The following is a 12851-nucleotide window of genomic DNA, read 5'->3' on the forward strand; positions in this document are numbered from 1 at the left end:
CTCCCACGCACAGTGTCCAGCCTTCGTGGGAGCGGGCTTGCCCCGCGATGGGGTGGGCGCCGGCCCAGCAAAATCGGGTCTTTCCGAGTTTTTTTCATAACTTGCTGAAATTTTTGAAAAAAACGCTTGCCAGGATAAGAGAGTGCCCCTAATATACGCCGCGTTGTCAGCCACTAAGCGAATCACCAGCAACACCGGTGACCGCAAAACAACTTACAAATCAGTAAGTTGAATGAAAAAAAGGGGTTGACAAGCAAAACGAAGAATGTAGAATAGCCGGCCTCAGCAGCGACAAAGCGAAAGCAGCGAAGCTAAAGAGTCCGAAGCGAACACAGCCTTCGGAGTAGCACTGAAGTAAGTTGTACCGAAGTTCAGTTCCGCGATAGCTCAGTCGGTAGAGCAAATGACTGTTAATCATTGGGTCCCTGGTTCGAGTCCAGGTCGCGGAGCCAATCTCGGGGTGTAGCGCAGTCCGGTAGCGCGCCTGCTTTGGGAGCAGGATGTCAGGAGTTCGAATCCCCTCACCCCGACCATTTTCAGGGTCGTTAGCTCAGTTGGTAGAGCAGTTGGCTTTTAACCAATTGGTCGTAGGTTCGAATCCTACACGACCCACCATGTAAAGAGGGCATCTCGAAAGAGATGCCCTTTTTCTTTTGCCCGCGATTTATATTCCCGCCCTTGCTACCCTGTGCGCTTTGCCCGCAGGAGCGCCGCGCCATGCCTTTGAAAGCCAGTGTGTTCATCGCCACCAGCCTGGATGGCTTCATCGCCCGTGAAGACGGCGGCCTCGACTGGCTGATGGGGGCGACCGAATCTGCCGATGATCATGGTTATGCGGGGTTCATGGCCGGCGTCGATACCTTGGTGATGGGGCGCGGCACCTTCGACAAGGTGATGACCTTCGGCCAGTGGCCTTACCCGGATACCCGCGTGGTGGTGGTCAGCGCCAGCCTTGGGAAGTTACCGGCGGGCGCGCCGGAGCAAATCGAGCTGCATCCAGGGCCGATCCCGGAGTTGCTGGAGCACCTGCAGGCCACGGGCGCGAAAAGCCTGTACCTGGATGGCGGCAAGTTGATTCAGGGGTTCTTGCGCGAGGGGCTGGTGAACGAGCTGACCATTACCCGCATTCCCGTGCTGCTGGGGCAGGGGATACCGCTGTTTGGCGAGTTGGCGAAGGATGTGCTGCTGCAGCACATGAAGACGACCAGTTACGAGAGTGGGTTCGTGCAGAGCACGTATCGCGTGGTCCGTTAACGTCGCCGATTGGCCATGTGGATCTTGTGGGAGCGGGCTTGCCCCGCGATGGCGTCAGGCGTTACAACGATGGCGCCTGAGCTGACGTCATCGCGGGGCAAGCCCGCTCCCACTAGATCTTCGTCTTTACCTTGAACCGCGCTGCGGCTGTCAGTGCAGCTTCAGGCGAGGCTCGGTCCCGCGCCCAATCTTGCTACCCAGCATCAGCATCGCCGTGCGGAAGAACCCATACAGCGCCATCTGGTGCATGCGGTACAGCGACACATAGAACATCCGCGCCAGCCAGCCTTCCAGCTTCACGCTGCCCATCAGGTTACCCATCAGGTTGCCCACCGCCGAGAAGCGCGACAGCGACACCAGCGAGCCATAGTCCTTGTACTCGTAGGTCGGCAGCGCCTTGTTCTCCAGCCGCGCCTTCAGGCTCTTGGCCAGCAGCGATGCCTGCTGGTGCGCGGCCTGGGCCCGTGGCGGCACGTTGCGGTCGCTGCCCGGCTGCGGGCAGGCGGCGCAATCGCCGAAGGCGAAGATATTGTCGTCGCGGGTGGTCTGCAGGGTCGGGCGCACCACCAGCTGGTTGATGCGGTTGGTTTCCAGGCCGTCGATGTCCTTGAGGAAGCCCGGCGCGCGAATACCCGCCGCCCACACCTTCAGGCTGGCCTGGATCACTTCGCCGGACGCCGTTTTCAGGCCATCTTCGGTCACTTCACTGACCGAGGCGTTGGTCATCACCGTCACCCCGAGTTTTTCCAGGGTCTTGTGCACCGGCACGCTGATGCGCTCGGGCAGCGCCGGCAGTACGCGCGGGCCAGCCTCGATCAGGGTGATGTGCATGTCCTTGGGCTGGATCTTGTCCAGGCCGTAGGCCGCCAGTTCATGGGCGGCGTTGTGCAGTTCGGCCGCCAGCTCAACACCGGTGGCACCGGCGCCGACGATGGCCACGCTGATCTTCTCGCTGGCCACATCGCCGGCATGGGCGCGCAGGTAGTGGTTGAGCAGCTGCTGGTGGAAGCGCTCGGCCTGCTTGCGGCTGTCGAGGAACAGGCAGTGCTGCGCTGCGCCCAGGGTGCCGAAGTCGTTGGTGTTGCTGCCCACGGCAATCACCAGGGTGTCGTAACCCAGGGTGCGCGCAGGCAGCAGCTCGCGGCCTTCGTCGTCGAGGGTAGCGGCCAGCTGGATCTGTTTGCTTTCGCGGTCCAGGCCGCTCATGCGGCCCATCTGGAAGTTGAAGTGGTTCCACTTGGCCTGGGCCACGTAGTTCAGTTCATCTTCCGAGGAGTTCAGCGAACCGGCCGCCACTTCGTGCAGCAGCGGTTTCCAGATGTGCGTCAGGTTGGCATCAACCAGGGTGATCTCGGCCTGTTTGCGCTTGCCCAGGCTTTTACCCAGGCGGGTCGCCAGTTCCAGGCCGCCGGCGCCGCCGCCGACAATCACGATGCGATGAGTCATAGGGATATCTCACAAGTTTTACGGAATTCGTGGGCACAAGGCCCGGCCGCAACGCAGCCAAGGGGAGGGCGAGCGCAAGGCAGCTCATAGCACCAGTCCACTCAACAGGCGGCTCAACAGGCCCAGACCGATGGTCACGGCCACCACCAGCAACAGGAGCAGCAACGGCCGGAAAGGCCTGCGCTCGACACGATGCTGGGGGGCACTCAAGTACTCATCGACGCGACGCTGATCTTCAGGATTCAAGCGGCTGGTCATGGTGGGCCTCGTAGATAGACGTTTGTGACTGCGTGTACGCCACAGCGTTCACGCAAACGCGTGGAACGAATGATAATGCGTTCTATCTCTGGCGCCGAGTGTACGTGATCGCAAAGACTCTCGGCACTGGATCAAAGACTGATCCCCACATCGAACACGATGCTGCGCCCCAGGTTGGCACGCAAGAAATCCGGCGCATCCGGGTGGGCGAACAGCACCCGGGCAAAGGTCGGCCCCACCAGCGACAGCGAACGCCAGCCCTGGCGCAGGTATTCGGTGGGGGGCGGGAAATGGCTGTTGAGGTCGAGCACCTCGCGCTTGAGGCTGGCGAAGGCGATGATGTCCAGCTCGCTCAAGTCCAGCCCGCGCTCCCGGTAGTTATGCGCCTTCTTGCGCAAGGTCGGCGCCAGGCGCGCCAGCAGCTCCTGGGCAGGGATGCGCCGCGGCCTTGCTTCGCGACGCACCAGCTGGCTCAGGGAAAACGCGCTGCGCCGGCGTTGCAGCTCCTCGCGCCATTCATCGTTGAGGCGCCGGCCCTCGTCGAGCACGAAGAACACCTCGAACGCCGCATCGCGGAACAGCACATCCGGCGGCTCCTGCCCGGCCGGGGTGAAGTCCTCGCTGCGGTAGGCGATGTTCAACCCTTGCAGCAGGCGCTGGCACACCCAACGCTCGCGCTCCCATTTGCGCGCATTGGAGAGAAAGGCATTGGCTTGTTCGGCCTGGATGGTTAGCAGGCGCAAGTAGTCGGAGTCATCCATGTGGACAAGCTTAGTCGCTAAACGATGACGGTAAGATGCTGTTTGTGCGTGGGAATCAGGCCAGTACCAGCCATTGCTGAACGATCCCCAGCAAATGCAGCAGCCCGCCCCCCAGGCAGATCACCGAACTGACCGCGATAAACCGCCGAGTCCGCCCCGTGCCGGCCAGCAGTACCGGGCCCAGCAGGCCGCGAGCCAGGTACACCAGGGTGATCAGGCAGATCACCGGCAGCAGGAAGGGCAACGGTTTGATCAGCCCGGCAGCAGACAGCGCATAGGCCGACCAGGCCAGCAACACCAGCGCAATGGCCGTGGTGACCAGTGCCGGGTAGTGGCGCCCTTGCTCGGCGGCCCTGGCCATGCGCTCGCCCGCGCCGAACAAGCGGTACCAGCGCGGCCCGACCAGGATGATCGCCAGGTGCAGCAGGCCCGCGACCGCGCTGAATACCGCGCCCAACAGCAGTGGCAGATTGAGCCCTTCAGGCATAGCGGACGCTTCCTGCATCGAATGGAGCTGCCAGCCTATAGCAACCAGGCGAAAGGGAGAATGGGTGTAGACTCAGGCTTGTCCACATGGCTGACAGGGATATTACTCAGGTGATCAGCGCACAGGTCTTGTCCAGCACCAGCCTCACCCTTGGCTGGCTCGGTTACGTGCCCCTGCTGGTCTGGGCCATCAGCCGCACCCGCTGGGTCGAGCTGCTCACCGATACTCGCCGCCAGCACCTGCTGTTCGGCACCGTGTTCGGCTTGTTTGCCCTGTGGCTGGTGCGTCGCGACTTCGACACTGGCGTGTCCTATCACTTCATCGGCATGACCGCCGTGACCCTTTTGCTGGACTGGCCGCTGGCGGTGCTTGGCGGCTTTCTTGCCCAGCTCGGTTTGCTGCTGCTTGGCCGCCAGGACCTGGCCGCGATCGGCGTCAACGGCCTGCTGATCGTAGGCCTGCCGGTGCTGGTCACCGAGGTGTGCGCGATCCTGGTCGAACGCGCGCAGCCGCGTAACCTGTTCGTCTATATCTTCTGTTGCGGTTTCTTCCCCGCCGCCCTGACGGTGCTGGTGTGCCTGATGGCCGGGCTGGGGCTGCTGTGGATGGACGAACGCTTCGCCATGCCGGAGTGGCTGAGCGACTTCGTCGGCTACCTGTGGCTGATGATGTTCCCCGAGGCGTTCATCAACGGCATGGTGATCAGTGCGCTGGTGGTGTTCAGCCCGGAGTGGCTGGAGACGTTCAACCGCACCCGCTACCTGCAGGCGCCGTGGAAGGATGATGAGCGGTGATGTTTTCTGGGGCTGCTTTGCAGCCCCTTCGCGGCACAAGGCCGCTCCTACAGTGGACCGCGATCTCCTGTAGGAGCGGCCTTGTGCCGCGAAAGGGCCGCAAAGCGGCCCCAGATGAGCAGAGACTTTGGCCCTTAGTGCCGAGGCTCCAGATCCCCCGAATACAACTCATCCTCGGACTCATCGGCGCCTGCAATCTTATGCTCCTCAGCCGCCCAAGCCCCCAGGTCGATCAACTTGCAACGGTCGGAACAGAACGGTCGAAACGGGCTCTGCTCCCCCCATTCCACGGGCGCGCCACAGGTCGGGCAATCAACGGTCATCGGCTGGCTCACGGCTGGCCTCCTCGCAAAGTCAGGTAAAAGTGGTGCAGGCGGTCAATCTCGTCGTGCAGCGCTTGCAGGTCACGATCGTTGACCACCACATCATGTGCATGGCGCAGGCGCTCTTCCCGGGCTAACTGGGCCTTGAGAATCGCCTGCACCTGTTCGGGGCTGGTGTTGTCGCGCTGCAGGGTGCGCTGCACCTGCAACTCGGTAGGGGCATCGACCACCAGGATGCGCTGCACCTTGTTGAACTGCCCCGACTCGATCAGCAACGGCGAAACATACACCGCATAAGGCGACTCGGCCTTGGCCAGGTAGCTGAAAATCTCCTGCCCGATCAGCGGGTGCAGCAATTGCTCCAGCCACTGCCGCTGCGCAGGGTCGGCGAAGATCAGCTGGCGCAGGGCGGTGCGGTCGAGCTGGCCGTCTGCCTGCAATACACCAGGGCCGAAGCGCTCGACGATGCGGGCCAGGGCAGGGCGGCCGGGTTCGACGACCCAGCGCGCGGCCTGGTCGGCATCGACCAGGTGCACGCCCAACTCGACGAAGCGCTCGGCGGCGGCGCTCTTGCCGCTGCCGATGCCGCCGGTCAAACCGAGAATCCAGGGGGTGAAGGGCGCTGTGCTCATCAGGTTCCAAGCAGTTGCAGGTAAGAGGCGACTATTTCATCACCCCAGAGCACTGCGATCCAGCCCGCAATGGCCAGATAAGGCCCGAAGGGCAGCGCAACGCCCATCTGCGCCCGGCGCAGGCGCACCAGAATCAGCCCGATCAGCGCCCCGGCCAACGACCCGAGCATCAGCGTCAGCGGCAGGATCTGCCAGCCGCCCCAGGCGCCGAGCATCGCCAGCAGCTTGAAGTCGCCCTGGCCAATGCCGTCCTTGCCGGTCAAAAGCTTGAACACCCAGAACACCGACCACAGGCTCAAGTAACCCGCCACCGCGCCCCATACCGCATCGGCCAGCGGCACCAGCAGCCCGAAGGCATTGATCACCAGCCCCAGCCACAGCAGCGGCAGCACCAGCACATCCGGCAGCAACTGGTGCTCGGCATCGATCAGGCTCAAAGCGATCAGGCCCCAGGTCAGCACCATCACCAGCAAGGCTTCGATGCCCGGCCCGAAATGCCATGCCACCAGCAGCGATAGCAGGGCACACCCAAGCTCCACCAAGGGATAGCGCGCACTGATCTGCCCCTTGCACGCCGAACAGCGACCGCGCAACGCCAGGTAACTCAAGACCGGAATGTTCTCCCACGCACGAATCCGGTGTTGGCAATGGGGGCAGCGAGAAGCCGGCAAGCACAGGTCGAAGCGCTCGTGCGCGTCCCCCGGCAACCCCAGCACTGCCTGCGCTTCCCGCTGCCACTGGCGCTCGAGCATGATCGGCAACCGATAGGCCAGCACATTGAGAAAACTGCCCACCAACAACCCCAGCACCACGGCCAGGCTGTAGAAAAACGCAGGATATTCGACAACCAAGGTCCAGGCATTCATGTTCAGATCAAGCTGCCCAACTGGAAAATGGGTAGGTACATCGCCACCACCAGGCCCCCCACCAGCAGCCCGAGAATCAGCACGATGGCCGGCTCCAGCAGCGTGGTCAACTGCTCCAGCCCCTGGCTCACCTGCTCCTCATAATGTAGCGCGGCTTTGTCCAGCATCAGGTCCAGCGTGCCGCTGGCCTCGCCGACCGCCACCAGCTGGCGCAACAACGGCGGGAACAGCGCGTCCGCCTCCATCGCCTGGTGCAGGCCCAGCCCGTTCGCCACGCCCTGGCGCAAGGCCAGGATCGCCCGCTCATGCAGGCTGTCACCACTCACCGGTGCCACCGTCTGCAACGCATCCAGCAAAGCTACCCCCGCCGCATAGGAGGTCGCCAGGCAACGGGCGAACCGCGCCAACGCCGCATGGCCCAGCAAACGCCCGACCACCGGCAGCCGCAAGATCAGGCGCAATATCCACAAGCGCGCAGGTATATGCCGCCGATACAGTTCACGCGTGCCCAGCCCCAATGCCGCCATCAGCACCATCCACCACACCGCGTGATTGCCCAGCGCTGTGGATAAGTCGATCACCCACTGGGTGAAGGCCGGCAATGCCTTGTCGAAACTGGCGAACAGGCTCTGGAACCGCGGCACCACCTCCAGCAGCAACAACGCCGCCACCCCCAGCCCGGTCAACAACAGCAGCGCCGGATACAGCATCGCCTTGCGCACCTTGTGCCGCAGCGCCTGGCGTTTCTCCAGCATCGTCGCCATCTGTTCCAGTTGCCGGTCCAGCGTGCCGGAGTGCTCACCCACCCGCACCAGGTTGCAATACAGCGCATCGAACCACGCCGGGTGGCGCTGCAAGGCATCCGCCAGCCCCAGCCCCGCCGCCACATCCTGTTTCAGTCGCGCCAGCAGCCCAACCATCCCGCTGCCCGTGTTGCTGCGCGCCATCACCTCGAACGCCTGCAACAGCGGCACCCCCGCCGTCAGCAAGGTCGCCAGCTGCCGGCTGAACCCCGGCGCATCCGCTTTGCCTTCGCGCTGCGGCCAGCGCCATCGCCAGCCCCCCGCCGGCTGCACCCGCGTCGCGCGAATGCCCTGGCGCTGCAGCCACGCCCGCACGAACGCCGGGCTGCGCCCAGGCTGCTGGCCCTGTTGACGAACCCCGGCGGCATCGATGCCCTCCCAGGCGTAAAGGCGGGTAGACGGTGGCATGCAAAGTCCTTTGCAGTGAAGCGACAAGCCCCGTAACAGCTTGCCGGGCCCGACAGCGGGCGCGATCCCATGACGGTCACTAGAGTAGTCCAGCACCAAGCCCGCCCCGCCAGCCAGGGGTGACAAAAGGTGTCGGTTCAGGCCTACTGCGCGCCTGCCGGCAGGGCCCAGCGCCCCCGCGCCTCCACGCATTACGAAGGAATACCGCCTATGAAAGGGCAACGCGGCATCACCCTGATCGAACTGATGATCGTCGTCGCGATCATCGGCATCCTGGCGACCATCGCCATCCCGATGTACACCAACCACCAGGCCCGCGCCAAAACCGCGGCCGCCCTGCTGGAAATCTCCGCCCTCAAGACCCCGATGGACATCCGCCTGAACGACGGCAAGAACGTCCCCGACGTCGCCAGCCTCGGCGGCCAGGCCGCCACCGCCCATTGCGCCATCACTGCCACCGGCACTGCTGCCGACGGCACCGGCAGCATCGTCTGCACCCTGGCCGAAGCCCCCGCCAACGTGCTCGGCAAAACCCTCACGCTCAGCCGCACCCAGGCCGGCTGGAGCTGCACCACCACGGTCGAGGAAGACCTCGCCCCGAATGGCTGCAAGGTGCAGTGAAAGTGAGGTGGAACAGAGGTTTGCGTAACGCACACGGCAGTGGTACGTTGCGCAACACGCCGGTGTAGCTCAGTCGGTAGAGCAGCGCACTCGTAACGCGAAGGTCGCAGGTTCGATTCCTGTCTCCGGCACCATTTTTGGCCACCTTGGCTTGCTTCAAATTCTGTAAGTATCAGAGGTAAAGCTCGCCTAGTGCGGGCTTTTTCCGTTTGACGGCATTGAAGGATGCTGTATTCAATGTCGTATAACCCTAGGGTTGCGATGCGCCAATTAGCACGAGAGGAACTGTTCAATGCGGCTTTTGCACTATCTAGAAATCGAAAATTTTAAGCGATTCGGTACTCGTCAGCGCATTGAGTTGGACCACCCGGCTGTACTGATTGGCCCTAATAATTGTGGCAAGACCAGTGCTATACAAGCTTTGGCTTTGTGGTCTCAAGCAATACGCACATGGTATGAAATTCGTAAAGAGTCAGCAGCAAAAGAGCGAACAGCGACATCGTTGAACCGTTTGAATATTGTGGCGGTTCCTGTCACTAGGACGCGCTTTTTTTGGCACAATACTCAAGTGAGAAAAGCCAATAAAGATATACCTTTGATAATCACTGTAGGTGTCGAGTACGAAGGTGAAGTCTATTCTTTGCCAATGCGTTTTCGTAGCCAAGGTGATGAGTTGGTATACTGCTCTCCTGACGAATCTGTTATGGGGAATTTGGACTTAATAGCGTACGCAGCTAGTTTGAAAGTTGAGCTGCTCTACCCTATGTCTGGACTAGATACAGAGGAACCCATTCTTCAGCCAGGTCGAGTTGATGTTTTACTTGGTCAGGGACGTACAGCTGATGTACTGAGAAACCTTTGCCTAGTAGTTGCAAAGACCTCTGCGGAGGACTGGCAGCGAGTAACTGGGCTAATCAAGCGCCTGTTCAGTGTTGAGCTTGGATATCCAGAGGAAACGACCCGTGGCAGCATTACTCTGACTTATCGTCAGAGGGGTGTTAAGGAAGCCTTGGATATTTCCTCGGCTGGTCGGGGTATGCTTCAAATCTTGCTTGTGTTTGCATACCTATACTCACACAAAGGTAGTGTGCTTTTGGTCGATGAGCCAGATGCGCATTTAGAGATTTTGAGGCAAAAGCAGATTTATGTTTTGCTTAGAGATATTGCTAGCGAGAATGGGTCGCAAGTGGTGCTGGTGACTCATTCTGAAGTAATCTTGGATGAGGCCTTAGACACTAACTTGACGCTTTTGCTTGAGGGGGTTTCTGATGATTTGGCCGGGCGCCAAGAGATTCGTAACAGTCTGAAGCATTTCGGCGCGGACCACTACGTTAAAGCCCGCGAGCGTGGATATGTTCTATATGTTGAGGGTGGGACTGATGTGGATATGTTACGTGCTTTGAGCGAGCATATCCAACATCCGGTGGCGAATATTTGGGATGAGCGCATAAATACTTTTTATGTGCAAAATAACTATCCTTTACAGGACTTGCAAGCGGAGCTTGAGCGTGTAGAGGGTGGCTTTGGTATAACTCCTTCGGAACACTTTAATGGGTTGAAGAAAATACTCCCAGGTCTGAAGGGGCTTGCAGTATTAGATAATGATGGGCAAGGCCGTCAAGATCGTAATCTTGGTGACCTGAGAATATGTTACTGGAGGCGTTATGAGACGGAGAACTATTTTGTAACTCCAGAACTTTTACGTCGATATGCTGTGGCGCAATACCCTGCGGATGATCTGTTTTCCCAGCAGACCATTTGTGCGATAGATGAAGTTATTTCGCAGGTAGTGACTGAGCTTGTATTCGATGGTGATGTTACCGATTACCGTGCTTGGCAAGAGTCACCAGCAGAAGCCGCTCGGTTGGTGTGGGAGGCGAAAACTGAACGGAGAAAACTTAGCCGCCTGGCTGAAGAGTTTTTCAGGAGTCTTGCTCGCAGGATTGGAGGTGGAATGCTTCTGAAAAAAGGAGAGTTGCATCGTCTTATGAGCTTTGCGAAGTTGTCAGCAAATGCAGAGGCAGAAGTTAGGGTGAAACTTGATCTTCTTTACGAAATTTTTGAGAATGCTAATTCTCATAGTGAAGAGCGGTAGGTCAATCAGAGTGAGTTCTGTTTTCATAAAAGCACGCGGGCTGTCGGTGTGAAAAGGGAGCAGGACTTATCTGTTACTCAGGCTGGTAAGAAAATAGACCGCTTTCACCGTTTCTGTATATCTCGGAGATACATACACCGTAAGGGCGTGATGATCTTAATCATCCCTCAGCTATTTTTGTAGCGACGATAGCTCCTGCTCCTACAGATCTCGTGGATCTATGCTCCGTATCTCGCTGTTCTGCTCCCGTTGGGCTAGTAAAACGGGAGCGATCCATTCAAATCTGGGCATGCCCGCTGGCTGAAGGTTACAGTTGGGTGTTGAGGAACCGCTGTACATCGTCGATCATCCCTTTCACTTGTTCCGCTGTAAATTCTTCATGTTTGCCGTGGGCGGCGCTGTTTCGGACAGCAGCTAGGGAAGTTATCTGCTTTTTCTGATTTGCATTGTAGGCCCCGGCCTTGGCTAGGTCATCGTTCATTCTGTTAAGGGTAGCGTGTTCGATACCGTGCGTAGTGCACAGATCGCGTAATGCTGTTTCGAGAACCACGCCTGCAATTACTGCCGCCGCAGTCTGATAGCCGGTTTTGAGCAGCTCTTCGGCTTGCTCCAGCTCGTTGGAAAAAACCTCCGCTTGGACAATATTGCGAAACGAGTTTAGGTAGCCGCCTTCGAAATCTTCTTTTGCCGCGAGGAAGACAGCTTTGATTCGGTTCAGACGATCGACATAGGTTTCGTATCCTCCCTGTACATCAGCCTCTACATAGGCTCTGAGGTGTGTCGAATCGACTCCGCAGGTACGCTCCATAAGAGATTTAGCTTTGACGCTCCAGTTGAGGATCGAATCAGGTGAGACCCAGGGCTCGGAGCTTCCATCGAATCCAGTTCGTTTGAAAGTGACGTTACTCAATAACCTGTCTACTTGCTCTTCGAGCTCAACGAAGCGCTTCCCAATCAATGCCGTCATTTGGTGTTCCTTTCATTCTGGGGTAGCCAATATTGGCTTTGGCGCATCTGCAGGGCAAGAGTGAAGAGAGAGTAGTCCAAGAATTGATTTTTTGCGAATGAGAATAATCAGCGCATATCTACCAACGGTTTTGTTGGCTGTTACCGAGGTGCACATGTTCGTTAGGTACAGGCGTTTTGTTTCTACCTATCTAAGCAGGCCTCATTATTGGCCAGATGTAGCTAGCCTGAATGCGTCTGCTGTGACATGGCCGCTGTACGCAGGAGACCATCTGGTCTGCCGGGTTATCTTTTCCTCGGTTCGCCAATCTGCGTACAGCTGCCACCTTCACCACCCAGAACACTATCCATATCGAACACGCCCCCATCATGGCGACAGTACGTGGGACACCCTTGGTGTGCTGGTTCCTTTCGTCCCGGTCGGTCAACCCACGTAATGTCGCCTCCCAACACCGTTGCGCAAGTCATTTCCTACGTTTTTTCAGGCCATTTCCTAGCCACAAGAACCTTGCCCTAGAAAGTCCCAGAGAATAAATTCCCCTCCAGTCGCGGCAAATTCCGCGACCGGGTTTGGCGACCCGGGTAAACTTGGCGCAGCAGCGCCCCACACGATTGCAGGCGCTTTTTTTGTGCCTGCAGCCTCGTGCCATGGTGGCTGTGCGCGGGAGACCTTCGGGTCTGCCGGGTTCCAAGTTCCCGGTTCGCCAACCTGCGTACAGCTGCCACCCATTGTTTGGCGACAGTGCGTGGTGGTTCCAACCTAACTTGGAGTCTCATGCATGACTTTCATACGTCTGTACAGGATCCTCGCATCCGCTCTCCGCCGCCCAACCCCCGCGGCCACCCCATCCCCAACCTTCTACCCAATCGACAGCCAGTCCCTCGCCACCCGTGAGGTGCCCCATGACTGACCACGAGCGCCTGTCCACCATCCAAAGCTACGCCTGGACCCTCGAACTGCTAGGCGAAGCCCTGGTCCAGCACGACGAAATGCTGGAATGCGAACACAACCCGCAACTGAGCTTCCGCAACACGGCGGGCATCCACCAGGCAATCCGGATCATCAGCCGGCTGGCCAGCGAGCAGGTCGGCAAGCTGGAGGCGATGAGAGAAGAGGGGATATAAACGGCTGATGCT

General features: G+C 59.3%; 14 protein-coding genes and 4 tRNA genes. 9 read left to right on the forward strand and 9 right to left on the reverse strand.

The genetic code is table 11. The annotated features are described in order from the left end of the window. Positions 1-376 precede the first annotated feature (376 nt). The 4 genes from ABE459_RS19890 (at position 377) to ABE459_RS19905 (ending at position 1254) form a co-directional block, all read left to right on the forward strand. Positions 377-452 (forward strand) — tRNA-Asn (locus tag ABE459_RS19890). 4 nt (positions 453-456) lie between these two features. Continuing rightward, positions 457-533: transfer RNA gene (locus ABE459_RS19895), tRNA-Pro, on the forward strand. 6 nt (positions 534-539) lie between these two features. Then, a tRNA-Lys gene (locus tag ABE459_RS19900) sits at positions 540-615 on the forward strand. Positions 616-717: 102 nt separating this feature from the next. After that, positions 718-1254 carry a dihydrofolate reductase family protein gene (locus ABE459_RS19905; protein WP_258705705.1) on the forward strand — a complete coding sequence of 179 codons (537 nt, stop codon included), beginning with the start codon at positions 718-720 and terminating at the stop codon, positions 1252-1254. A 150-nt stretch (positions 1255-1404) separates the two neighbouring features. Here the strand turns inward: ABE459_RS19905 and ABE459_RS19910 are convergent, their stop codons facing one another. The 4 genes from ABE459_RS19910 to ABE459_RS19925 all read right to left on the reverse strand — a co-directional run bounded on the left by ABE459_RS19910 (position 1405) and on the right by ABE459_RS19925 (position 4206). Beyond that, a complete protein-coding gene (locus tag ABE459_RS19910) occupies positions 1405-2700 on the reverse strand; it encodes an NAD(P)/FAD-dependent oxidoreductase (RefSeq protein ID WP_110991748.1) in 1296 nt (431 codons plus the stop codon). 84 nt (positions 2701-2784) lie between these two features. Continuing rightward, a complete protein-coding gene (locus ABE459_RS19915; protein WP_110991747.1) occupies positions 2785-2958 on the reverse strand; it encodes a DUF3094 family protein in 174 nt (57 codons plus the stop codon). A 131-nt stretch (positions 2959-3089) separates the two neighbouring features. After that, positions 3090-3719 carry a DUF1780 domain-containing protein gene (locus ABE459_RS19920; protein WP_125462595.1) on the reverse strand — a complete coding sequence of 210 codons (630 nt, stop codon included), beginning with the start codon at positions 3717-3719 and terminating at the stop codon, positions 3090-3092. 55 nt (positions 3720-3774) lie between these two features. Further along, the gene (locus ABE459_RS19925; protein ID WP_323830676.1) at positions 3775-4206 is read right to left on the reverse strand and encodes a hypothetical protein; all 432 of its coding nucleotides are present in this window, start codon (positions 4204-4206) and stop codon (positions 3775-3777) included. Between the two features lie 86 nt (positions 4207-4292). Between ABE459_RS19925 and ABE459_RS19930 the strand changes: the two genes are divergently transcribed. Then, positions 4293-5000, forward strand: a complete 708-nt coding sequence (locus ABE459_RS19930; protein ID WP_346648124.1) for an energy-coupling factor ABC transporter permease — start codon at positions 4293-4295, stop codon at positions 4998-5000. 134 nt (positions 5001-5134) lie between these two features. Here ABE459_RS19930 and yacG read toward each other — a convergent pair whose 3' ends face one another. Genes yacG through ABE459_RS19950 form a run of 4 tightly spaced genes read right to left on the reverse strand, consistent with a single transcriptional unit; the run spans position 5135 to position 8032 of the window. Continuing rightward, positions 5135-5335, reverse strand: coding sequence for a DNA gyrase inhibitor YacG (yacG, locus tag ABE459_RS19935; protein WP_125462598.1), 201 nt, complete (start codon positions 5333-5335; stop codon positions 5135-5137). Next, positions 5332-5955 carry a dephospho-CoA kinase gene (coaE, locus tag ABE459_RS19940; protein ID WP_125462599.1) on the reverse strand — a complete coding sequence of 208 codons (624 nt, stop codon included), beginning with the start codon at positions 5953-5955 and terminating at the stop codon, positions 5332-5334. Before coaE ends, yacG begins: the two co-directional genes overlap by 4 nt. Continuing rightward, positions 5955-6821 carry an A24 family peptidase gene (locus ABE459_RS19945; RefSeq protein ID WP_323830678.1) on the reverse strand — a complete coding sequence of 289 codons (867 nt, stop codon included), beginning with the start codon at positions 6819-6821 and terminating at the stop codon, positions 5955-5957. The genes coaE and ABE459_RS19945 overlap by 1 nt, the downstream gene beginning before the upstream one ends. A gap of 2 nt (positions 6822-6823) precedes the next feature. Further along, a complete protein-coding gene (locus ABE459_RS19950) occupies positions 6824-8032 on the reverse strand; it encodes a type II secretion system F family protein (protein WP_323830679.1) in 1209 nt (402 codons plus the stop codon). Positions 8033-8242: 210 nt separating this feature from the next. On the opposite strand from ABE459_RS19950, the gene ABE459_RS19955 reads away from it, so the two are divergent. From ABE459_RS19955 to ABE459_RS19965, 3 genes are all read left to right on the forward strand, one after another. Further along, entirely contained in the window at positions 8243-8653 is a 411-nt protein-coding gene (locus ABE459_RS19955; protein ID WP_110991739.1) for a pilin, read from the forward strand. 58 nt (positions 8654-8711) lie between these two features. Further along, positions 8712-8787, forward strand: a tRNA-Thr gene (locus ABE459_RS19960). A 158-nt stretch (positions 8788-8945) separates the two neighbouring features. Next, positions 8946-10748, forward strand: coding sequence for an AAA family ATPase (locus tag ABE459_RS19965; RefSeq protein WP_323830680.1), 1803 nt, complete (start codon positions 8946-8948; stop codon positions 10746-10748). A 307-nt stretch (positions 10749-11055) separates the two neighbouring features. Here the strand turns inward: ABE459_RS19965 and ABE459_RS19970 are convergent, their stop codons facing one another. Further along, a complete protein-coding gene (locus ABE459_RS19970; RefSeq protein WP_323830681.1) occupies positions 11056-11715 on the reverse strand; it encodes a DUF4145 domain-containing protein in 660 nt (219 codons plus the stop codon). 902 nt (positions 11716-12617) lie between these two features. Between ABE459_RS19970 and ABE459_RS19975 the strand changes: the two genes are divergently transcribed. Continuing rightward, a complete protein-coding gene (locus tag ABE459_RS19975; protein WP_125857459.1) occupies positions 12618-12839 on the forward strand; it encodes a hypothetical protein in 222 nt (73 codons plus the stop codon). Positions 12840-12851: the final 12 nt, after the last annotated feature.

It is taken from the genome of Pseudomonas sp. TWI923, from assembly GCF_039673365.1.
In the GTDB taxonomy this organism is placed as follows: Bacteria; Pseudomonadota; Gammaproteobacteria; order Pseudomonadales; family Pseudomonadaceae; genus Aquipseudomonas; species Aquipseudomonas sichuanensis.